General features: G+C 47.0%; 19 protein-coding genes, 1 tRNA gene and 1 pseudogene. 9 read left to right on the forward strand and 12 right to left on the reverse strand.

Annotated elements, in window-relative coordinates; genetic code table 11:
- Nucleotides 1-446: citrate/2-methylcitrate synthase (locus RSA72_RS07775; RefSeq protein WP_332624777.1), on the forward strand; the 446-nt coding region annotated here is incomplete at its 5' end.
- 133 nt (nt 447-579) lie between these two features.
- Here the strand turns inward: RSA72_RS07775 and RSA72_RS07780 are convergent.
- Nucleotides 580-783, reverse strand: a pseudogene (locus RSA72_RS07780) (metal-dependent hydrolase); the annotation flags it as partial.
- 174 nt (nt 784-957) lie between these two features.
- Here RSA72_RS07780 and RSA72_RS07785 point away from each other — a divergent pair.
- On the forward strand, nt 958-1,470 hold the full coding sequence (locus tag RSA72_RS07785) for a hypothetical protein (protein WP_332632993.1): 513 nt from the start codon (nt 958-960) through the stop codon (nt 1,468-1,470).
- 331 nt (nt 1,471-1,801) lie between these two features.
- Nucleotides 1,802-3,427, forward strand: a complete 1,626-nt coding sequence (locus tag RSA72_RS07790; protein WP_332621911.1) for an NAD+ synthase — start codon at nt 1,802-1,804, stop codon at nt 3,425-3,427.
- A 224-nt stretch (nt 3,428-3,651) separates the two neighbouring features.
- On the opposite strand, the gene RSA72_RS07795 is transcribed toward RSA72_RS07790, so the two are convergent.
- A tRNA-Met gene (locus RSA72_RS07795) sits at nt 3,652-3,728 on the reverse strand.
- A gap of 180 nt (nt 3,729-3,908) precedes the next feature.
- On the opposite strand from RSA72_RS07795, the gene RSA72_RS07800 reads away from it, so the two are divergent.
- Together RSA72_RS07800 and RSA72_RS07805 are read left to right on the forward strand one after the other, a co-directional pair.
- Nucleotides 3,909-4,310, forward strand: a complete 402-nt coding sequence (locus tag RSA72_RS07800) for a hypothetical protein (RefSeq protein ID WP_332621908.1) — start codon at nt 3,909-3,911, stop codon at nt 4,308-4,310.
- Nucleotides 4,311-4,620: 310 nt separating this feature from the next.
- A complete protein-coding gene (locus RSA72_RS07805; RefSeq protein WP_332621907.1) occupies nt 4,621-5,061 on the forward strand; it encodes a universal stress protein in 441 nt (146 codons plus the stop codon).
- A gap of 44 nt (nt 5,062-5,105) precedes the next feature.
- Here the strand turns inward: RSA72_RS07805 and RSA72_RS07810 are convergent, their stop codons facing one another.
- Both RSA72_RS07810 and RSA72_RS07815 read right to left on the reverse strand, forming a co-directional pair.
- A complete protein-coding gene (locus tag RSA72_RS07810) occupies nt 5,106-5,423 on the reverse strand; it encodes an MGMT family protein (RefSeq protein WP_332621906.1) in 318 nt (105 codons plus the stop codon).
- 31 nt (nt 5,424-5,454) lie between these two features.
- Complete coding sequence (locus RSA72_RS07815) at nt 5,455-6,954, reverse strand: cation:proton antiporter (protein ID WP_332621905.1); 1,500 nt, start codon at nt 6,952-6,954, stop codon at nt 5,455-5,457.
- A 225-nt stretch (nt 6,955-7,179) separates the two neighbouring features.
- On the opposite strand from RSA72_RS07815, the gene RSA72_RS07820 reads away from it, so the two are divergent.
- Nucleotides 7,180-7,734, forward strand: coding sequence for a hypothetical protein (locus RSA72_RS07820; RefSeq protein WP_332621903.1), 555 nt, complete (start codon nt 7,180-7,182; stop codon nt 7,732-7,734).
- Between the two features lie 412 nt (nt 7,735-8,146).
- Here RSA72_RS07820 and RSA72_RS07825 read toward each other — a convergent pair whose 3' ends face one another.
- From RSA72_RS07825 to RSA72_RS07855, 7 genes are all read right to left on the reverse strand, one after another.
- Entirely contained in the window at nt 8,147-8,878 is a 732-nt protein-coding gene (locus RSA72_RS07825) for an SH3 domain-containing protein (RefSeq protein WP_332621900.1), read from the reverse strand.
- Nucleotides 8,879-9,197: 319 nt separating this feature from the next.
- Complete coding sequence (locus RSA72_RS07830; protein ID WP_332621899.1) at nt 9,198-9,686, reverse strand: hypothetical protein; 489 nt, start codon at nt 9,684-9,686, stop codon at nt 9,198-9,200.
- Nucleotides 9,683-10,096 (reverse strand): hypothetical protein, encoded by a 414-nt coding sequence (locus tag RSA72_RS07835; protein WP_332621897.1) that lies wholly within the window; start codon nt 10,094-10,096, stop codon nt 9,683-9,685. Before RSA72_RS07835 ends, RSA72_RS07830 begins: the two co-directional genes overlap by 4 nt.
- Nucleotides 10,097-10,112: 16 nt before the next feature.
- Nucleotides 10,113-12,167, reverse strand: coding sequence for a LysM peptidoglycan-binding domain-containing protein (locus RSA72_RS07840; protein WP_332621895.1), 2,055 nt, complete (start codon nt 12,165-12,167; stop codon nt 10,113-10,115).
- Nucleotides 12,168-12,179: 12 nt separating this feature from the next.
- The gene (locus RSA72_RS07845) at nt 12,180-15,446 is read right to left on the reverse strand and encodes a type VI secretion system Vgr family protein (protein ID WP_332621893.1); all 3,267 of its coding nucleotides are present in this window, start codon (nt 15,444-15,446) and stop codon (nt 12,180-12,182) included.
- A gap of 224 nt (nt 15,447-15,670) precedes the next feature.
- A complete protein-coding gene (ypfJ, locus tag RSA72_RS07850; protein WP_332621892.1) occupies nt 15,671-16,576 on the reverse strand; it encodes a KPN_02809 family neutral zinc metallopeptidase in 906 nt (301 codons plus the stop codon).
- 54 nt (nt 16,577-16,630) lie between these two features.
- Nucleotides 16,631-17,551 (reverse strand): DUF808 domain-containing protein, encoded by a 921-nt coding sequence (locus RSA72_RS07855; protein WP_332621891.1) that lies wholly within the window; start codon nt 17,549-17,551, stop codon nt 16,631-16,633.
- A 189-nt stretch (nt 17,552-17,740) separates the two neighbouring features.
- Between RSA72_RS07855 and trpS the strand changes: the two genes are divergently transcribed.
- Both trpS and RSA72_RS07865 read left to right on the forward strand, forming a co-directional pair.
- Complete coding sequence (trpS, locus tag RSA72_RS07860) at nt 17,741-18,754, forward strand: tryptophan--tRNA ligase (RefSeq protein ID WP_332621890.1); 1,014 nt, start codon at nt 17,741-17,743, stop codon at nt 18,752-18,754.
- A 790-nt stretch (nt 18,755-19,544) separates the two neighbouring features.
- Nucleotides 19,545-19,970, forward strand: coding sequence for a VOC family protein (locus RSA72_RS07865; RefSeq protein WP_332621888.1), 426 nt, complete (start codon nt 19,545-19,547; stop codon nt 19,968-19,970).
- 495 nt (nt 19,971-20,465) lie between these two features.
- Here RSA72_RS07865 and lysS read toward each other — a convergent pair whose 3' ends face one another.
- Nucleotides 20,466-21,995, reverse strand: coding sequence for a lysine--tRNA ligase (gene lysS / locus RSA72_RS07870; RefSeq protein WP_332621887.1), 1,530 nt, complete (start codon nt 21,993-21,995; stop codon nt 20,466-20,468).
- Between the two features lie 437 nt (nt 21,996-22,432).
- Between lysS and RSA72_RS07875 the strand changes: the two genes are divergently transcribed.
- Nucleotides 22,433-22,939: a YqiA/YcfP family alpha/beta fold hydrolase gene (locus RSA72_RS07875; RefSeq protein WP_332621912.1), complete on the forward strand. Its 507-nt coding sequence runs from the start codon at nt 22,433-22,435 to the stop codon at nt 22,937-22,939.
- Nucleotides 22,940-23,057 lie beyond the last annotated feature (118 nt).

A 23,057-nucleotide genomic window follows, 5' to 3' on the forward strand; every position in this document is an offset into this window, starting at 1 on the left:
TGCTTGATGAAATCGGCACTGTAGAAAACGTTGCTGACTTCATGGAAAAAGTGAAGACTAAAGAAGTTAAGCTGATGGGCTTCGGTCACCGCGTTTACAAAAACTTCGACCCTCGCGCTAAAGTCATGAAAGAGACTTGCGACGAAGTGCTTAGCGCGCTTGGCATCAACGATCCTCAGCTTGCGCTTGCAATGGAACTTGAACGCATTGCGCTGTCTGACGAATACTTCATCAAACGCAACCTGTACCCGAACGTAGACTTCTACTCAGGCATCATTCTTAAAGCGATTGGTATCCCGACAGAAATGTTTACTGTAATCTTTGCGCTTGCACGCACAGTTGGCTGGATCAGCCACTGGCTGGAAATGCACAGCGGCCCTTACAAAATCGGCCGTCCTCGCCAGCTTTACACAGGCGAAACGCAGCGCGATATCCAAGGCCGTTAATTCGCAAGAATCAGCCGATGGAAAGAAACCGCCCTTTGTGGCGGTTTTTTTATGGCTGAAACTCAGCTACGCCCCGCTCCAAACAGGCTGACGGCTTAAGCCGGCTTTAAGCGGAATATGCTGCCCGCCTATTTCAGCAGGAAGATGATGCTTCACATGCCAGGGGAAACCCCTTAATGAAATGCGGCGCCCCTGTCTCAGGAGTCAGTAGGCGTGCTTTGTAATAGGCTAATAATCCCGAGGCATCATAATCATTCAAATGAAAGTTTGGATGCAAACAAGTAAAAATATGCCTCCAGCTGCTGCCGTAAATGCCGTCCTGCAAGCCAAAAAGTAGCTGAACGCCGGGAATTCCGCACTTCGCGCCAAATTGATAGCCATTCGGGTCATGCTAGTTTTAAGGCAAACTGCGCTGCAGCTTTCAGCATAAAGCGCTTTTAAAAAATCCGCAGCTGCAGAAATTTGCTATCCTAAAGCTACCGGCAACTTCTGCCCTCAGCCCTGACCGCTTATGCTGTATTTCATTCCGCTGCTGATTAAACTGCTGAAGCTGGAGCGCTTTGAATGCCGCGGCTTAACCGCAGGCGAAATTGCGCTGTGCAGAACGGTTTTCGGCGGCCTAATTGACTACAGCCAAGTCAAAATCATGAACCATCCTTACCTGCCATGGCAGGCCCGGCATGTCATTATGGCGCCCTGCGGCGCAATTCACGCCAGACCGCCAAACTACAGCCGCGACTATTCTGCGGAAAGCTCCGCCTTCCAAGGCCTGTTCATTCATGAGATGGCGCACATCTACCAATACCAGCAGAAGGTTCATGTGCTGCTGCGGGGCGCCATTCTGCAGAGCGCCTTTTTCCTCAGCTTCGTCAAATACAATCCCTACGCATACCAGCTGAAAGCCGGCAAGGCCTTTTTTGACTACAATATTGAACAGCAGGGCGATATTGCGCGGGATATCTTTTTCAAGCGCATTCAGAATATCATCCTTGAGCCTCAGGCCGCGCAGCGGCGGACTGGCTGAATAACCAAGATTAAATTGATGCTTTGCTCTATTTTCAATCAAAATCAGACGCAAGATTCCGCGCTGCGCAGGCCAAATGAAGCATCCCGCCCCATTTCAATGCTAAAACCTATGAATTGGCTCTAGTATCTAAACTAAATTCAGCTAAAATAGCACTGAATTTAAAAGCTTTGGGCCGCGGAAGGTTTTTTACATCACAGCTTAATAATGTTTTTATTTGCGCCCTCAAGGCGGTCTTTTGAGTATCTAAAATGCACCCAGCTGAATAATTACAATAATGAAATCAGTATTTTAAGTGCATTCACCCTATAGGAATAGGATTTAGTTGGAAATGAATAGTTTTAAAATTGCACTTGCCCAGTTTTCTCCGCATATTGGCAATTTAGAAGCAAATGCCGAGAAAATACTGGAACAGGCCAATGAAGCGAAAAAACAAAACGCCGATATTATTGTTTTCCCCGAACTGTCTACGGTGGGCTATCCGGCCGAAGATCTGCTGCTGCGCCCGAGCCTGGGCAAGCGCACCAAGCTGGCTTTTGACAAGCTGGCTGAAATTAAAGACATTGTTCTGGTTTTCGGCTTTGTGAACCAGACCGAAGACGGCCAGCGCTACAACTCGGCGGCCGTCATGAAGGACGGGCAGGTTTTAGGCATATACAATAAGCAGAATCTGCCGAATTACAGCGTTTTTGATGAAAAGCGCTATTTCAGCGAAGGCCATCAGCATCTGGTGTTTGAATACCTTGGCCATAAATTCGGCGTGCTGATTTGCGAAGATATCTGGGCGCTGCCGACGGTGCAGCAGCTGGCGCAGCTGAATGTGGAAACCGCATTGGTCTTGAATGCTTCGCCTTATGAAGTCGGCAAGCCGCAGCACCGCGTTGAAACCATGTCCGCATTAGCCAAGCAGATGAACCTGAACCTTGTCTACTGCAATCAGGCCGGCGGCCAGGATGACCTGGTTTTTGACGGCACCAGCTTTGTCATCAGCAAAGAAGGCCAGGTGGCAATGCAGGCGCCAAGCTTCCAGCAAGGCCTGTATATTGCAGAATTTGATGCGCAGCAGAAAGCTTTCAAAACCGGCACGGTCGCACCTGCGCTGGACACCATGGCTGAAATCTATCAAAGCCTGGTAATGGCGACCCGCGACTATGTGCAGCGTTCAGGCTTCCCCGGCGTGATTCTCGGCTTATCCGGCGGCATTGACTCGGCGCTGACGCTGGCGATCGCTGCTGACGCCATTGGCCCTGAGAATGTTCAGGCGGTGATGATGCCGTACACTTACACCTCGCAAATCAGCGTGGAAGACGCTGCGGCGCAGGCCAAGCATATGGGCGTGACGTTCGGCATTGCCGAAATCAACCCGGTTGTCGCCAGCTTCATGCACACGCTGTTCCCGTTCTTTGGCAATTCGCCGGCGGATGCGACTGAAGAAAACCTGCAGGCGCGCTCACGCGGCACGCTGCTGATGGCGCTGTCCAACAAGTTCGGCAACCTGGTGCTGTCAACCGGCAACAAGTCTGAACTGGCGGTCGGCTACTGCACGCTGTACGGCGATATGGCCGGCGGCTTTGCGGTGCTGAAAGACGTGTATAAAACCATCGTGTTTGAATTGGCGAAATACCGCAACAGCATTGCAGATGCGCCAGTGATTCCAGAGCGCGTGATCATCCGCCCGCCTTCCGCAGAACTGCGCCCGGATCAGAAAGATCAGGATTCACTGCCTGCTTATGATGTGCTGGATGCCATTCTGTACGCCTATATTGAAGAAGACGCCAGTCAGGACGATATCATCGCCAAAGGCTTTGATGCGGAAGTTGTGGCTAAAATCATCCGTCTGGTGGACATCAATGAATACAAGCGCCGCCAGGGCGCAATTGGCCCGCGCATCAGCTCGCGCGCATTCAGCCGCGAACGCCGCTACCCGATTGTCAACGGCTGGAAACCGGGCATTTAATGCCGGGCTGAACTTCATGCAGCATCAAGCTCAAACTCCGGTTTGAGCTTTTTTATGCCTAAAAGGAATGCAAAGACCCGGCCTGAACGCAGCCTGCGTTGATTTTAATTTACGGAAAGGAAGGAAAAAATCTTAGCGCTGGAATAAACAGCAGCTGGGATGAAAAGCCGGCCTCTTTTCTGCAGGCAAAAAAGAGGCCAAGCTGAGAGCTTGGCCTTTTAAAATGGTGGCTATGACGGGACTCGAACCTGTGACCCCAGCATTATGAGTGCTGTGCTCTAACCAACTGAGCTACATAGCCGTAAACTGTGTGCGCATTATCTAAATTCCGCACGGCAGCGTCAAGCTTTTTCAGCTGCAAATGCTCACACTTTATCCAACAGCGCATCAAGCACTTAAAAAACAGGCAAAACTGCAGCTTATTCTGGCAATTTTCACATTTTTATTTAAAAATTGCACAGTTACTCAAGAGATGCCGAATATGAAGCCAGCTATTTTCTGCGGCCTGATGCTGAGCCTCAGCCTTGCAGGCTGCCAGCTGATTTCCCCTGTTTTTGTCAATTATCATGGCGTGCGCATGGACGTTGCCAAGTGGATTAACTCGCAAGCCCTGCTCAGCATGCAGCAAAAGCGCAGCCTTGCGCAGCTGAGCAGAGCGCAGCAGAAAATTCACAGCTTTTCCGCAAAGGATGAAGCTGCGCGCTTCGCAATTGCAGAAGAAAACCAAACCGCCATGCACTGCGCCAGCCTGCGCCTAAGCCAGAAAAAAATTGAGCAGCTTCAACACCAAATCTTTGGAGCAGACAGGGAGCGCATACTGCAAAATTATCAGCAGCAGGCCCCCTTGCTGAAATTGGATGAAAAATCAATTCAGTGTGAATAAAAGCGCAGATCCGCAGCCGCGGCATGCCATGCGCCAGCCCGGCTGCGCATTCAGTACAGCCATTGATCTGAATTCCGCATCAAACTTTAGTGTTAGATAAATATCAACAAGACGTTTCAGCCTGCGCCCGGCATAGAGTAAGTCTTTCATATATTTTGATATTGTTAAGATTTTTCAAAAATATCCGTATAAATCCGCTAGGTTTTCTTTATGCTTATTTCGCGCTATGATCAAGCCAAGGCAGTTATTTTTCATACAGTGCAACTTAAGCAGCTGCTTATAAAATATTTAGACAATAAGGAGAATTCACATGGCGTTTCAAAATATTTTAGTTCCCGTTGACGGCTCAGAAACTTCTTACGCTGCGGTGGCTAAAGCTGCAGAATTTGCAAAGGCATTTAACAGTAAAATTACCGTTGTTCAGGTTTTAGTGCTCGACCCTTATATTGCAGCTGAATATATTTCCGCATCGCAGACCAATGACCTGATTGAGCGCGCCCGCACTTCTATTGTAAACAACCTGAGCGAAGTAAAAGAAAAATTCCATGCAGATGGCGTTGAAGTTGAAACAAAATTGCTGGAAGGCCAAGTTGTTCATGCTGAAATTGCCCAAGCCGCGCAAGACGCCAAGGCGGATTTGATTGTGATCGGCTCTCACGGGCGCACAGGCATTAAGAAATTTTTCCTCGGCAGCGTTGCGCAAAGTGTCCTGGGCGCGTCTGACATTCCTGTGCTTGTGGTTCGCAAGTAAGTCTGAATTTGAATTCCCCCTGCATGCGCATGAGAAGCTCATGCCTATGCATCCCACTGATGCTTTTTCAGGTCAACTTTAGCGCAGGTGAGCGCAATCCCCTCCTGCAGCAGTTTCTGCTGCTGAATATTTTCACCGCGCTCATTCAGCCGGCCTAAGCTGATTTTCCCTTGGCTGTTAATCACCCGGTGCCACGGCAAATCCGCCTGCGCATCCATATGCTTCAGCGCATAACCGACTAAGCGCGCATGCTTAGGCAAGCCCGCCAATTTTGCCACCTGCCCGTAAGTTGCGACTTTTCCGTATGGAATCAGCGCGACAACAGCCAGAATCTGCTGCATCAGCTCTCGGCTCTGCATCATCTCAACCTCCTTTAAAATCCGGCAGACCCGCCTAAAAATTGCCGGGATCCTCCAGGCGCTTCACCTCCTGAACCCGTTCAGGGTTATGCACAGCAGCCACGCCATCATCAGCCTTTTCATCAATCAGGCTTTCGGGCTTGTATACCGTAATGGTTTCATTGCCGTATGCATCTTCACCGACCGTATACTGAAAACCCCTGCGGTTCATCTTATGGCACATGCGCTGATACCAGCCCTTAAAACCCTGCGTTTCCTCATTCGGATTATGGTAGAAGGCATTCATGACCGCCGGCAGGCCCAAGCCGCAAACCACGCCGGACAGCAGCACCGCAATAAAAGTATAGCCGATGAGAATACTGCTGTATTCACTCAGCTGCGGCACGTTGGCCACCGCCAGAATCAAAGCCAGCGAGATGCCGCCGCGCACCCCGCCCCAGGATAAAATCGCCAAGCTGCCGTTATAGCTTTTCTGGCGGAAACTCGGGAAAAAAGCAAAGGACAGGTAATTGGCAGCGAAACGCGATGCATGCAGAATAAGGAATGCGACGATCCCGCCCAAGATCAGGCTGATGCTTAAATCCAGAATAAACAGCTCAAGGCCGATCAAGGTGAACAGGAAGGAGTTGATGATGCCTTCGACCGTATGCCAGAAATGGTTGACTTCGCGGATTTCGCGCGCTTCCAGAATTTCTTTCCAGCGGTTGCCGACAATCAGTCCGCCGATCACGCAGGCAATCGGCGCAGAGGCATGCGCCAGCAGCGCCACCAGATAGGAGCCGCAGGCCAGCAAAGCCGTGGTTAAAATCAGCGATTCCATTTCATGCTTGCCGCGCAGCAGGCGCAGAATGCCTTGCCCAAAGCCCCAGCCGATCACGACCGCAACAGCAATTTCATACAGCAACGTTTCCAGCACGCCAATGACGGTAAAATGCTCGCCTTTCAGCACATTCAGCAGGGTCATAAACAGCGCAATACACATGGCGTCATTAAACAGCGATTCGCCTTCCAGCTTCACCATCAGATGATGCGGGGCGCGCACGGAGCTGAGCACGCCTTTCACCCCAATCGGGTCAGTTGCCCCCAAAGCCGCGCCAAGCAGGAGCAAAACCAGCAGGTCAACATGCTGGCCCATCAGGAACTGATAGCCGTACAGCGCAAGTCCGAAAAAAGCCGCGCACAGCACCAGGGCAATGCTGGCCAAAATGCTGATGGGTTTCCAGTAGCTGCGCAGATCAGATACTTTAAACTTCAGCGCAGATGACGTCAGAATGAAGCAGATCACGCCATTGATGAGGAAGTCATAAAAGTCGATATGCCTGACCGCTTCTTCAATGTTGTGGATATTGATAGTGACAAACTGATTGCCGTTCAGCAGGCTTGCGCCCCACTGCAGAATAAATACGAAAATTGCGGAAACAATCGGAACGCCAATGGCTTGAGGGAAGCCCAAAATCCGCTTATTGAAAATAGTGGTTGCAATAGACAGTGCAAAAATGACGGTAAAAACCTGTAAGAAAAAAAAGTTTCCCATGCTGTTTCCAATTCTTTGATCTGCGGCGCTATATAGGGAATCTATACATTCAACGGATAAATGCTTCATCAAGAAGCATTTATATCTAAAATATTTTAGCGAATTTCCCAGCCTGCGCCTGTATCAATTCAGTTTATTTCACAATTGCATTAGGGATGCGGTAACATACAGGCTCTTGCATGTTTTCCATGCATCCGCTTGGCCTACTCAGCACGCTCTTCCCCTATGCATCACACTATCAAGCTTATTTTCCGCGCCTGTTTCGCCGCTGTGATTTTTACCGTCACCGCTGCCCTATTGCTGACCTGCTTTTCCAAGGCTTATGAAATTGCGCAGGCGCAGCAGAATTTTGCGCAGGCCAAGAAAACTCACCTGCAGTCCACTGCGCAGGAGCAGCTGGTGCTGCTGTCCAATAATCAGAAGCCGGATCAGGCCGTGTATGTCGCGATTGCGCAAAACGGCTATATTGCCAAAACCGGCTGCCGGCACTATCCGGAAATTTGCCTGGATGAATACAATCAGCAGCAAACCCGGCAGGTGCAAAGCCTTGATTTAATCAAGGCTGGGAATTTTCAATATATTCAAAATGTGAGCTATACAGACAGCCGGACGCAGCGCAGCCAGCGCCTAAGCTATACGCCTGAGCAGATTCAGCAATTTTACCTGCAGGATGTTGCCGACCTGAAATATGTGGTTTTTGGCGTGGGCCTGTTCGCCTTGGCCGCGCTGTTTGTCAGCTTCCGCATCCTGCTCAATTTCAAAAAATTCCTGAATAAATAAGGGTTCCAATTAAACAGCAGAAACAGCGGTTTTGGCATTGATCAGTTCTAGCTGTGCCTATTTTCCGCTTTTATTTCAGCATGCTGTTCAGTACCTGCTGCTGTATTCATAGGCGTTCTGACTATTTTAGCTTCCGCCAGCGATGCATTCAGCAGAAGGCCTGCCGTAAGGAAATTTAGAGGATTAGAATAGACCTCTTGCGGAAGTATCATTTTTGACTATTTTAGGCTTGAATATTTCTTTAAGAATCAAGGCTTATCATTAATTAAATTTCGACTAAAGCAAGAGATCTAATATACCAGCCTACAAAAAAAATTCATGAAATCAATCATAAAAGAGAAGCTTGCAATAATATAAATAATTGAAATTTATTATTTTTTCATTTAAAAAACCTACCAGTCAAGAAAAAACTTTATATTTCCTCAAGCCAAACTTTCCTATCAACCACCTTCTGATCTTTTATATGAAAAAATAAATTATATGCACCAGCTCCCCCACTATTAAACTGATTCATTATATAAATATCACCATCCTTGTAATAAATTTTAAAATCAGCCAGTTCATTCCTGCCATTTAGCCCATCTTTTGTAAAAAGAAATTTTTCCAGATCATTTGATGAAATAGCAATAACTTTTCCACCATATTCAACTTTAATCTTAGATAATTGCAAAAAATCACTTGTAGGCATTTGATTATCAGTACCCCACAGATATTTATTTCCAATGTAGTATTTACTGTCTTTTTTTTCATACATTATTTTATTTTTATCCAAGGTTTTTGATGAAACACTTACAACAATATTTGAATTTCCATAAACAGCTAAATTTGGCATAAATTTTACCAAATTCACAGAATTAAATTTCTGAAAAAAATTAATCCTGTTCTTATAAATATAACCTGCTTTTCCATTACTGATGTTAACAAAGCAAAAATTTGAAGTTTCTTCTTCTAAAATACATGAAACAATTTCTCCATTTTCAACTTTTCCAATAACTTGTGAACTTAAAGTTGCCTCTTCCCGCAAATTCGAAAATCCATCTTTATCGGAAATAAATCCAAAATCTGCATACACAAACGTATTATAAAATGCAAAAAAACCAATAAAAACTTTAAAAACTGAATGCTTATTAAAAAATATTCTCATTGAGGATATGTTCCTTTTTTATCACGAATGTGCTGAATTTTTATCTTAGGATACCTATTCTTAAACTCTGCTATTTTTTCTTTAAAAAACCTAAAAAAACAACCCCATCTGACACAGAGTTATATTTATTTATGATAAACAAGTATATATAGTTATTCTCAATTATATTAAGATTTATCACAATCCAATCAGAAGGCATTCGATAAATGACCTGCTAAGCTCCTAGAACCTTAGACAGAAATTCTTTTAATTTAAATGATCTGTTTTAAGAAATCCCACCCAAAAGCATCTTTAAATTCTATACCCTATAAAATTTAAACTAATCTAGCTTACAGCTATTTAGAATGTTTATTTTTGGTTTCCCCTCAAAGCTTAGCAATATAAAACTTCGATCATTAAAATTTTCTGAATTTTCTGTAGAATCATGATAATCCCAAAACGAAATACCATCTTTACCAATTCTTACGTCATAACTGAAATTACTGCTATCCTCTTTATCATGGAAGTATAAAATATACTCATGACTGTTAACTTTTATGACTTTAGTTAATTTATAAAATGGGTGATCAGATGAGTCAAAAGTAAATTTTACTTTCTTATTTATTTTATCAAAATTTACAGCATTTATATTAATCCCACCTTTCAGCATATTAATATAAACAACACAATCATATTGCCATCTTAGTTTTTTATCCTGATAAATATAGTAATTACTATTTAAATTAAATTTACTAAAAAACTCATCCATTAAATTAGCAAAAGATAAACTTGGTAAAAACAACAAAAAAATTAAACAATAGAATTTCATTGGCATTCTCCAGAATCTTTAATCTTCCCAATAAAAGACTTTTTTACAGCAAAGAAAGATAAATCATCAATCTTTTTCTTACCGGAATAAGCCTCCCACTGATAAACTCCATCATCATTAGTTTTACTGATTAAATATTTATATTTAACTTTAAATTGATTTTCAACCTCCAATATACTACCATTATTTTTTTGTATTTTCTTTAAAATCATATAATTTGTTTTTTCTGGCAGAGATAAATATATATTTTCCTTAGTTAAATTTATATTTTCTAATTCTTCAGTAGTTTCAGCCTTACAAAATCGTACAAAACCATCACCTTTTCTATCAACCATTATGTAATTACCTAATGGAATCGCCATAGTGGATACTGGAAAAAGGATTAATACAAAACTAATAGTTTTTTTCATGATTATAATTACCTTTTTAATTTCTTCTAACTTGCGTCATTGTATAAGTACTGCCGTTATATGCCGTTCTCCCCCGTAAAAATCCATCAGTTACATATAACTTGTTATCTTCACTAGCACCTTTATCCTGATGCCTAGTGCCAACATCATAAAAATTATAATAAATTTTCCCATTCTCGCACCCTCTGCCAACCACTACAATAAAATGGTCTGTCGTACCCTCATTAAAACCATACCCCAGCTTATGATCAACACCAATCATTACCGGATGGCCTGAAGCCAGCTCTTTGTCTAAATAATTCAATCCTGACTGGAAGCTATCTGTAGCATTAACTGCAGTATGCTTTGAATTTTCTATCGCAACTTGGAATAATCCAGTTGATGATCCCGCTGATGGACTGAGCTTGCTATTTTTTAATATCAATACACATGTTCTAGCACAGGCAACATTTGGCCTAGGTTGAGAAAACTGAGAAATCCACTTAACAGAGTCCTTTAAATTCATATGCTTTTTATGACAATTAGCACAGATATCTTTTATTGGAACTGCTGGTTTAATTGAACAAGAGAAGTTTGTTTCTTTATTTTTTTCCTTTATACCTTCAGCAAAGTGTTTCTCAATTTCTTTTGTTACCTCCCATATATATGTTTTTCCCTCATCAAAACCTCTTATAGGAATTTTATTTTTACTTTTATCCAGCTTAAATGAACCATCACTATTTTTTTTATAATCATATATATATTCAAATTCTCCATTTTCTTTCATGAAAGATGGATTAGCATGATAAGCGCTCGTTCCTTTTCCACCTTGATATAAAATATTGCTAGGTTTATTTTTCCCTAATAGCAGAGCGTTCGGATAGTTTATGTATAAATACATATCTGTGAGTGATTTCATCAGCTTATGATGGTCTGCCCACATAAAATGCGCTTTGACTAAATCCAGCTGTTGAACTCCTGACATTTTCCTCAATTTTTCTTTAGTTAATGTTGAATCTGTATTCTTTTTTAAATCTGCAATCACATCTTTACCAAACTGAATCAATCCCACATAACCTGCATCATTCTCAATTGCCGGATTAAAGCTTCTGCTCGACTCTAGATGCATGCACGCCATTAAGTTATTCGCCATATTTTTAATATCATTTGGCCACATGTCTTTACATATTTGAATAACTTTTTTTCTAAATTCACAATTTACGTATTTTCCACTTTTCCCCCAAGCTATACTGTAATCCTTACAAACACACCCGCTTAAGCCTGCAACTGCTACTGGCTGTTTTTTGTCATTATGCTCCTGCTGAACATCAATTTTCTGCTGTGCTGCTGTTTGACTTGTAATTTGTTGAGGCGGGTTCTGGGCTGGAAGTTGAGCTGTTTGAGGCGCTGAAGCATTTTGCTTAGGAGATTGCGCTTGATGGGACTTAGTTTCTATTTTCTGCGCTTTTTCAGTCTTTGATTCTGCAATATCTGCCTTTATATCTGCTGGGCTCAAAGATTTGCTCTTCCTATCATCAATAACTTTACCTGTTTTCTTCCTAGGAGGAATTTTTATTGTCGAATCTGAAGTTAATTTTATAACGGCATCAGCATTACACTCACCTAATGCAATTTGTTCATCCCTATAAATTGAATTGGGGGATTTAATAGACAGATTTAATGCCAATAAAGCCGAAACTGTTGTATTGTGCTCCTTAGCAATTTTAGAAAGCGTATCCCCGCTTTTAACCTGATAGGTTCCTCTCCAATATTTACCTTGTTCCTTGTGAGGCAAAAGCGTTACATCAAACTTCATCTTTGGGCTAATTAACTTTACTCTTATATTTTTATTAGGCGTGTGTATAACACCTATTTTCTTCATCGTTTGATCATGGTCTTTTCTTACAAATACTGTCAGCGAATTCCCCCCTACATATTTTAATGAAATCTCGCCTTGTAAATTTGTACGTCCTTTTTTTACTAACTCTTTTCCATTTTTTATTTCAAAATATAAATATGGAATAGGCTTGTGAGTAAGATCATGTAAAGTAAATGTAATATTATATAGTTTACCTTTTAATGCAGTATTCATTCTTATATTGCCTTATTTTTCTGTAATAATATTATTCAGCTCAGTATCAGAAGCTTCTTCAAACTCAACAATCCAGTCTGTATTTGTATCAACAAATACTTCCGCCTTTTCAGAAGCATCAGAACCTATTCTCCCAGTCCTGCCATTCTCATCCAGGCTGCCGGCAGCAATTCTTCCATCGCAGAATTTTGCTGTGTAAGATAAATTTGGCAATTCAAAATCCCAAAATAGATCATAAACATCCAGCCTATTACTAAATAAAACATTATTTGGCAGCTGAGGAATCTCATAAGAAACCTTCGCTCCGCCCACAAAACTATGCTGCCCAGCCTTGCTCTCAAACTTCCCGCCAGTGGCTGTAAAAATTCCATCACCATTAATTCTCAGCTGTGAACCGCCCGCAGTCAGCACAATCTCCTTAGGGCTGGTGATTTCAACCTTATCTTCCGTCGAAATCAGCTTAATGACTTTGCGCGCAATAGCCTCAATGGCATCATCCTGCGCCTGCAGTTCCAGCTTGCCTCTGGCAGCATAAGCACTGAAGCCCTTTTGCGCGGCAAATAGGCTGATTTTATCCTGCGCATGGCTGACTATGCTTTTCTGCGCGCTGAAGTTAATTGACCCCTGAGCGCTTGCAGCAATATCTTGAGAAGCCTGCAGCACAATATCTTCAGGCGTGGCCAGCGCAATGCCATTCGGCGAAGCCAAAAGCATCAGCGCCTGCCTGAAAAGCCTGCCCTGTTCCTGCTGTTTAGGATTTCCGGAACTTTCCAAATTCTGCGCATAGCCCTCCATAAAGCCTTTCACATGCTCCAGAGCTTTCACCGGGGTAAAAATTTCCGGCTGGCCAAAACCGCAGCCATTGATATTGATTAAATCTTCCGGATTGACTTTAATCTCTTCGACAATTTTTCCTATTTCTTTCAGCACTTTCAGCGGATCATCTTTCAACAGGCTGTCTAGCCCGGAAATACGCCCCTGCAGCTGTTCAGAACCGTGATCCTGCAGGTTTTGAATCACCTCTTTCAAACTGTCAAAAGCCTCCTCGGCATCTTCAAAATATTCATGAAACTGCTTGGCAGCGCCTTTGACATCCTGAGTGATTACGCCTAAGTCTTTGACAAAGCTTTTGCAGTTTTTCAGTGCGCCTAAAGGGTCTTTACTCAGCTCATCTTTAAACAGATTGACTGTTGCAATCAGCGCTTCAGAAGTGTTCTTCATTTCCAGCGACTGAATCAGTTTCGGCAGGCGCCCAATTACATTGAGGGCATCCGTCCGCTGCTTTACCGCAATGCTGCTGAGCATGCTCATGCTGTCCTGACCCTGCAGCAGCAGCGATTGCGCTTCGGCAGCCGCCAAATGATCCGCTACCGCCTGATCCTGCGCATAGGTGCTGATCAGCATGCCTTTGCCGGCGCGCATTGCACCCCAGGCATCTGTCCTTAATTCAAAGCCCTCTCCGCGCCCGGCGCTGGCTTCCTCTTGCTTCGGATGGCTGAGGTTGCCCAAGTTCAATTGGCTGGCGCCATGGCTGCTTTGCAGCTGCGCGCTGATTTGCCCCGCAGTATCATCAAAGCGCAATTGATTGAAGCCTGAGCCATCCACTTCCTGAGTGCGGATGCCGCTAAGCTTTTTAGTTTCCGGCAGCTGGCCTTTAAGGTCAAATCTGGCCTGATGGCGTTCGGCTTCATGAATGCGCCCAACAACAAAAGGCCGGTCAACATCGCCCTCAAAGAAGTCAATCACTACAATTTCACCGATGCGCGGATGGAAGCGCGCGCCATAGCCCTCGCCGGCCCACGGAGTCAGCACATCCACCCAGGCGGAATCGGTGTCATTGTCATTGGCGCCCGCGCCGCCGTCATGGCCGTGATCATCCGCGCGGGTAAACATAAAGCGGACTTTGATGCGCCCCCAGGCATCCACATGGATGGTTTCGCCTTCAGGCCCGGCTACTTTGGCGCGCTGCGGATAAGCCAGCGGACGGTGCTGCATCGGATTATATTCAGGCACTACAGCAATGCTGCGGCGCACCAGATGCAATTCACTGGCTTGGCGTTCATCGCCTGCTGGCTGCCAGCAGCTGGCGCTGAGCAGCTTATCCAGCTGTACTGAGATGTCCTTCGGCAGATTATTCTGGCTGTAAAAGGCTTTGCCCAGAATCAGAAATTCGCGCTCAGAGCCCTCATGCCGGTCAATTTCAGGATGATCTTCCAATTCAAACCAATAACCCGTCTGCGCATCGCGCACGCTGCTGCTGGCCCTGAAGCATTTGGACTGCAGTTCCTGATACTGGTTCAGCTGCCGGTTCAGCTGTTCCAGCTGCCCTGCATGCGGCGCTGCAGCCTGATCTCCCCCATTCAGGTCGGCAGTCCAGGCAGGACTGACTGTCCACGCCTGCTCCAGGCTTAAGCTTGCATTTTCCTGCTGGCCGCTGTGCTGATGCGCGCTCAGCGCCGGACTGGACTGGTCTTGCGCCAAATTCTGCGCCTGCCAGCGCTGGGTCTGTATGGCAGTAGACTGCAGGGCGCGCTCCGCCGAAAAACTGGTGATGGTGTCCAGACGCTCGGCAGCATGGCTGCGGTGAAAGCGGATAGCGCGCCGGCCAAGAGCATCAAAGGCCTGATTATCATCAATCAGGCGCAGCTGCTGCACCTGCATCGGCACTGCGGAGGCTGCAACGGTCAGTTCCGCTTCATCAATCAGCCAATTGATGCCTTCGCTGCGCCAAAGCCGCGTTAAGAAGTCATAATCTGTTTCATTGGCCTGCATCGTAAAGGGGCGCACGGCATAGTCACGGCTCAGCCCTGCCAAATTCAGCGTCAGGCTGGCTGCGAATAAAGCGCTTTTCCGCTGCCATTCGCTGAACAGCACTTCAGCAATATCGCGCACGCTTTTATTCATAAAAACCCGGCTGTTGCGGCGCTTATGCCAAAGCGCTGAGGCGTCTTCAACCACCAGCTTATACACGGTGAGCGCGCCGTCGCTTTGGCCTTGGCTGGCGCCGGTAATCACCCCCGTAAGGCGGCTAAGCTGACCCAAGTCAGTCACCTGGTCAATGGCTGCCCGGCCGCCGATAAACTGCTTTAAGGGGATATGCGCATCGCTGGACAGGCAAATGAGTTCCGCGCGCAGGCCTTGATTGATCTGATGCCGGCCTTCCATGCGCTGCAGAAAGACCAGACTGTTTAAAACTTCATTGGAAAATTGGATATGCAGGGCGCGCTTTTGCGCGCTGAGGCCAAAGCCTTCCATCAGGGAATAGATATTTTTCAGCATGATTATTTTTATGCATTTATTGTATTTGTGCGCGCATTCTAAAAAATGCTGATTTTTTAGTCCAGCCTATTCCAGCATAATTCCGACAAATAGATCAATGCTGTTCTTCTGCAGCTTTTCCGCTGCAGGCTGGCTGAAGTTTTCCGTACGCCGAAAGCCTCATTTTGCGCAAAAAAACAGGAGCAATGCTTTGCTCCTGTTCCCTGCTTCAGCAAAATTTGCTGTTAAACAGGCTGATTAAAAGTATCGCAGCTGTCCATTTGCCCGGATTTCAGGCCTTTTTGAAACCACGCCATGCGCTGCGCGCTGCTGCCGTGGGTAAAGCTGTCCGGCACCACCTGACCTGTAGCGCTTTTCTGCAGATAGTCATCACCGATTTTATGCGCCGCATCCATCGCCTCTTCAATATCGCCCGGCTCAAGGAACTGCGTGCGCTGCTGATTATGATGCGCCCAAATGCCTGCGAGGCAGTCCGCCTGCAGCTCCTGGCGCACGGACAGCTGATTGCCCTGAACTTCGGACGCCTGCGCGCGCGCCTGCTTCACCTGCGCTGAAATGCCCAGCAAAGTTTGAATATGATGCCCGACCTCATGCGCTATCACATAGGCCTGCGCAAAATCGCCGGCCTGATCCCGCCTGGACAGTTCAGTCTGATTCTGCTCGCCAGAAATGCCCATCTGCGTACGCATATCTTTAAAGAATCCAGTATCAATATAGACTTTCCGGTCAGCTGGACAGTAGAACGGCCCCATGGCGGACTGCGCTGCGCCACAGCCTGAACTGACTGCGCCGCTGAACATCACCAGCTTAGGCGGCGCATATTGCGCGCCCAGCTGGCTTTGAAAAACCTGCGCCCATGTATCCTCGGTATCCGCCAGCACCGTGCCGACAAAGGCAATAGCTTCCTGCTGCTCCGGCGTGGGATTGTCCAAGCCTCTGGTTTCGGCAGCTGCGCCCTGCTCGGTCAGCTGCTTGGTGGCCTGATACGCCTGCTGCGGATCGGCGCCAAAAAACTTCCACGCCACAAAGGCCGCGATCAGGCCTAAAATGCTGATGCCTCCAGCTTTGGCTCCGCCCCCGCCGCGGCGGTCTTCGACATTTTCACTGACACGGCGGCCTTTCCAACGCATAACGATTATCCTTTACCTGAGAGGGCCAGCCGGCTGAACACGCCGCATGCGCAGCTACGCCGGCTTAGGCCAGAGTTTTTTCACCAAGCCGACCGCCAAAAGCACCAGCAGCCCGGCAGCAAGGCCAATCAGCAGATTCAGCGAGTTCTGGGCAACTGCACCGACAATGCTGCCGGCGTTCGGAATATCCTGCACATATTTCACCGTACCTTCGGAAAAATGGTGCATCCACGGCACGGCATGATTGATGATGCCGCCGCCGACCAGAAACATGGCAACCGTTCCGACCACAGACAGGGTTTTCATCAACACTGGAGCAAAGGCCAGCAGGCCGCGCCCCATGCGCTGTTTCGCGCTTGAAGCCTGCTCAGTCAAATGCAGTCCAATATCATCAATTTTAACAATCAGCGCGACAAAGCCGTAAACGCCCACCGTCATTGCAATGGCAATCAAGCTAAGCACGCTGACTTTGGTCAGAAAGCCGGCGGCAGCCACTGTACCCAGCGAAATCACCACAATTTCCGCTGAAAGGATAAAATCGGTGCGGATGGCGCCTTTCACCTTATCCTTTTCATAAAGCGCAAGATCAATTTCAGTATGCTCCAATTCCTGCCGGGCTTCATCCGCCGTTTGGGCTTTTTTATGCGGCAGGCTGTGCAGCAGTTTTTCCACGCCCTCATAGCACAGAAATAAGCCGCCCAGCATCAGCAAGGGATTGATCGCCCACGGCGCAATCACGCTGATCAGCAGCGCAAGCGGCACCAGAATCAGCTTATTCACAAATGAGCCTTTTGCCACGCGCCACACTACCGGCAGTTCGCGGTCTGAGCGCACGCCGCTGACCTGCTGCGCATTTAAGGCCAAATCATCCCCTAAAACGCCTGCGGTTTTTTTGGCAGCCATTTTGCTCATGACCGCAACATCATCAAGCACCGTGGCAATATCATCTAAAAGCAATAGCAGGCTGCTGGCCATTGTTGTTTTTCCTATTCATTTTCTGCAATTTTAAAGGGTTTTGCAGGTTTTTCCGCATTTGCCTTATTAAATCACAGATATTTTTTAGCTGTGTTTTTATTGTTACTGACATAAAAAAAAATAATGCCGTACAATATTGCCATTCTTTGAAAACGCACTGCAGCGCTGGCTGCGACTATGGAATAAATAATGAGCAATCAAGATAACCGTCCAGTGATTTTGACTGGCGACCGTCCAACTGGACAGCTTCACCTCGGCCACTTTGTCGGCTCTTTACGCTCGCGCGTAGGGCTGCAGGATTCTCACCATCAGCATCTGCTGCTGGCCGATGCGCAGGCGTTTACGGACAATGCGGACAACTTTGAAAAAGTCCGCCGCAATATTATCGAAGTTGCGACAGATTATTTGGCTGTGGGCATAGACCCTGCAAAAACAACAATTTGCGTCCAATCCAGCTTGCCGGCATTGAACGAATTGACCATGCTGTATTTGAACTTCGTGACTGTGGCGCGCCTGGAGCGCAACCCGACCATCAAGTCTGAAATTCAGATGCGCGGCTTTGAGCGCGACATTCCTGCCGGCTTCCTGTGCTACCCGGTGGCGCAGGCTGCCGACATTACGGCCTTCAAGGCCACCGTAGTTCCGGTCGGCGAAGACCAGATTCCAATGATTGAACAGACCAACGAAATTGTGCGCCGCCTGAACCGCCAGATTGGCCATGAGCTGCTGCCGGAATGCAAAGCGCTGCTGTCCAATATGAGCCGCCTGCCGGGCTTTGACGGCAAGGCGAAAATGTCCAAGTCGCTGGGCAATACCATTGTGCTGGACGCTTCGGACAAGGACATCAAAAAAGCGGTCAACGCGATGTACACTGACCCGAACCACCTGCGCATTGAAGATCCGGGCCAAGTGGAAGGCAATATCGTATTCACTTATCTGGACGCTTTTGACGCCAATAAGGAAGAAGTTGAAGAGCTGAAAGCGCACTACCGCCGCGGCGGCCTGGGCGACGGCACAGTGAAGAAGCGCCTTGAAGGCGTGCTGAAAGAGCTGATCGGCCCTATCCGCGAGCGCCGCATGGAGCTGGCCAAAGACCCTGACTACATCATGGACATCTTAAAGGCCGGCACAGACAAATGCCGCGATATTACCCAGCAGACTTTGGATGAAGTGAAGTCTGGCTTAGGCGTCTTTCATTTCTAAGCGCTGAAGTTCTCAGTAATGCTTTAAAGGCGCAGCCTTTTCAGCGGATAAAGCCGGCCGGTTCAGAAACTGGCCGGCTTTTTCTTTTTGAAAGCGCAGCAGTTCTCTGCCCCGCAAGAAACAAGCCAGCTCAGACATCCGATATAGTGAATTACCTAAATAGCTACCACATACAAAACCTAATGAAATCATATTTTATGGGAAATTATATGCGGTACAGATTTCAAAATTTAGCAATATAGCTAAGTTTGCTTACATGACTCTGCGAAAATTCCTTTAGCTTCCAGCTTCCTAGGCTCTTGAGTAAAATAAACTTCGGATACGCGTGTGCGGCATGGATGCCGCACGTTGCCCATCCCTTGCGCTGCATTTTAAAGCCGTGCTTAAAACTGGCTCAGGATGCCGTGTATGGGCAACAAAAGACTTTTGTCTCCTTTGGGTCTTTCCAAAGGAGAGCCTCGCCTGCGCAAAGGCATTGAAACTTTTAAATAAAGTAAAAATGAGGCAGTGCAAGCATCATCGTTAATTACCGAAATAGTTAACGCGACTAAAATCTAATGCAATTATATTTTATGAGCAATTATACGTAATATAGACTTTAGAATTTAGCTATAACGCTCGCGCATCCAGCAGCATTAAAAATTCGAAGAAAAAACGCTGCAGAATATCCTATGCAATTCAATCACGCTTAAATACCCGGCAGCGCGGAAAAGGCTGTTACAAAGCGCTGCTTTAACTTTATGATGAACCGGGATGCGCGGCAATTCAGCCCTTATATCCGGAGAATGGCATGAACACTCAACTGCACCGCGGGCGGCTCATCGACCACATTCAGCTTGTGGTGCGCGACCTGAAGGCCAGCCAAGACTTCTATGCAGCGGCGCTGGCTGTGCTGGAGATCCCCATCACCGGCACGGCTGAAGGCTATTTCTGGGCGGATGAACTCGTCGTATCTTCAGCGGAAAGCCCCGCTGCGCAGGGCATGCTGACCGGACGGCACCACTTGGCATTTCAAGCCAAAGACCGCGAAACCGTGGATGCTTTCTATCGCGCAGCAATGGCACATGGCGGCCGCTGCAGTGGCAAACCGGGTGAGCGCCCCTATCATCCCGGCTATTATGCAGCATTTGTGCTTGACCCCGACGGCAACAATATAGAAGCGGTATATCATGGCGAGGCCCAACGCAGCGCGCCGTCAGTCGTGATTGATTTCTAGACGGCGAAGGAAGCTGATCAAAATCCTGCAGCAGCATTGGCCAGCTTTAAATGCCACCACATGAGGGCAGCAGCATCGGCTGAGCAGCACTTTCCGCTGCTGTTCCCAACAGCCCATCTCCCGCCTGACGAGAGTATTTTTGTGACGCAAATCCGATTATAGATGAAATAAAAGCAAACCAATCACACAAATATCCAGCTTTTAACGTTGCTTAACATGCCGTAACGCGAATGCTGATGAAGTGACTGGCCGTTCATCCTAAGATTACCCTATGCTTTTAGGGAAACCTGAAGCCATATATTTCTCCTTTACCGAAGCTGCGAAAGCGGATTCGTTGTTCTACGCAATGAAAACCCCAATCATTGCGTATTTTTTTGCCTGCAATTCAGCAAAGCCCTGCTCAAAGCCAGCCATGCATTTGATTCTCAGCAGCTATATCCGGTATGAAGGCTGGCCTCAGCGCGAAAAAAACCCGCATAGCGCGGGTTTTTCAGCTTATGCGTTTTTATGGCGCATATGCGGGAATAAAATCACATCACGGATGCTTGGCGCATTGGCGAACAGCATCACCAGACGGTCAATGCCGATGCCTTCGCCGGCTGTCGGCGGCAAGCCATATTCCAGCGCTTCAATAAAGTCTGCATCGAAATGCATCGCTTCATCGTCGCCGGCATCTTTTTCAGCGACCTGCGCCTGAAAACGCTCAGCCTGATCGATTGGGTCGTTCAGCTCAGAGAAGCCATTCGCCAATTCACGGCCGCCGATGAAGAATTCAAAACGGTCAGTGATATGAGGGTTGTCATCATTGCGGCGCGCCAAAGGCGAAGTTTCCGCAGGATATTCCGTAATGAATGTCGGCTGGCGCAGCTTGGTTTCAACCGTTTCTTCAAACACGATGGTCTGCAGGCGGCCCAAGCCGAAGCCCGGCTTGACCTGCTCTTTCAGCTCTTCCTGAATGAATTTCGCCAGGAAGTCACGGTCAGCGACATTTTCCGCGGTGAACTGCGGATTGTGCTCAAGAATAGCGTCAGCCATTGAAATTTTCTTAAACGGGCCTTTGAAACTGTACACTTCATCGCCGTAAGGCACATCGGTAGAACCCAGAATATCAAGCGCCAGCTTTTCCAGCATATTTTCAGTCAAAGCCATCAGGTCTTTGTAGTCTGCATAAGCCTGGTAGAATTCAATCATGGTGAATTCCGGGTTATGCCGTGTTGAAACGCCTTCGTTGCGGAAGTTGCGGTTAATTTCAAACACCCGCTCAAAACCGCCGACAACCAGGCGCTTTAAATACAGCTCTGGCGCAATGCGCAAAAACAGCGGCATGTCCAATGCATTATGATGGGTTTCAAATGGACGCGCAGACGCGCCGCCTGGAATGACATGCATCATTGGCGTTTCAACTTCCATGAAACGCTCATTGATTAAATAGCTGCGGATGCCGGCAACCACTTTGGCGCGGATTTCAAAAGTTTTGCGGGTTTCTTCATTGACGATCAAGTCTAAATAGCGCTGGCGGTATTTAACTTCGGTGTCGTTCAGGCCGTGGAATTTGTCCGGCAGCGGGCGCAGCGACTTGGTTAAAAGCTCAAAATGCTCGATGTGCACATACAGGTCGCCCTTGCCTGAACGGCCGATATAGCCCTCAACGGCAATAATATCGCCCAGATCCAGGCTTTTAATGCTTTCCAGCACTTTAGGCTCAAGCTCTTTGCGCGCAACATAAAGCTGGATGCGGCCTGTCATGTCCTGAATCACAATGAATGAACCGCGGTTCAGCATCACGCGGCCGGCAACACTGACCTGCACGCGCTCGCCTGCTTCAATTTCTTCTTTAGATTTATCAGCGAATTCAACTTGCAAATCCTGCGCATAATGCTCGCGCTTGAATGTATTCGGCCAAGGGCTGACGCCGCTTTGCTTCGCATGTTCTTCAATTTGCTTTAACTTGGCATGACGCTGTGCAATTAAATCGTTTTCGGAAAGAAGCTGTTCAGAAGTCGATTGAGCGTTATGTTGCGTCATCTCTGCCTCGAATATGATTAGTAAAATGGAAGTCGCATAGCATAGCAGAAATACAGCAAAATTCGTAGATTCTCTGATAATTTCAGCAGGCTTTCGCCGCAGCTGGCTGTACAAATCGCCGCCGGCTCAATGCCGCAGGCCGGTTTCTCCGGCTGCTTCCTCCTGCGCTTCAGCCCGGCCCGCGGCCAAGCGCAATGCGCATAAGCCGTCAGCGCACAGCATATCCGCGGATTTCCGCCTTTATTCCGCACTGCAAAATAGCGCCCTGCTGCGCTTCTACGCGCAGGGCGATTTAGCTATTCGCCCTTAGTAGATTAGACCAAAATCTAAATTCCTTATTTGCTCAGGCGCACTACAATATTCAAAACATATTGGTTGAAAAGTGCATTATTTTCAGTCCTCAGCAATTATTGAAAAAGCCAGTGCGAACAAAAACAATGAGCTCCTGCGTATCTAAAATTTTATTCCTGCATGGTTTAGATTCTTCGCGTGAATCAACCAAATTTCATGCAATTGACGCCAAGCGGAAATATTGCATCAATGTCGACTACCGCAACCTGAATTTTCAGACCGTTGCCGACTTTTATGATGAAATTATTGAGAAAATCAAGCCCGATATTATTGTCGGCCACAGCTTGGGCGGCTATTGGGCGCTGAAAATGTCACTGGCGCATCAGATTCCCTGCGTTATCGCCAACCCCAGCCTGCAGCCGAATTTCCGCGAAGATTATCCCGCAATCTGCGATGAAGACCTGGATCATGACATTCCGCAGCTGGCCTATCTGGAACTGGGCGACGAAATTCTGGATATGCGCGCGGCGCAGGAGCAGCTGGAAGACTATATGCAGATTCAGGCGCTGGAAGGCGGCCATCATCGGCTGATCTGCCCGGAAAATATAAATGGCCTGATTCGGCAGATTGAGCAGAACTTCCTGCATAAATAAAAAAGCCCTGCATGCTGCAGTAATATCAGTCAGTTAAGGAGTTTCGCCGTAAACTTCTTAACCTTTTGGGCTATTCACAGCGGAGTCTTACCGTTTTTAAATCGAATTTTTGGAGCTC

The organism is Acinetobacter sp. (genome assembly GCF_036659555.1).
GTDB lineage: Bacteria > Pseudomonadota > Gammaproteobacteria > Pseudomonadales > Moraxellaceae > Acinetobacter.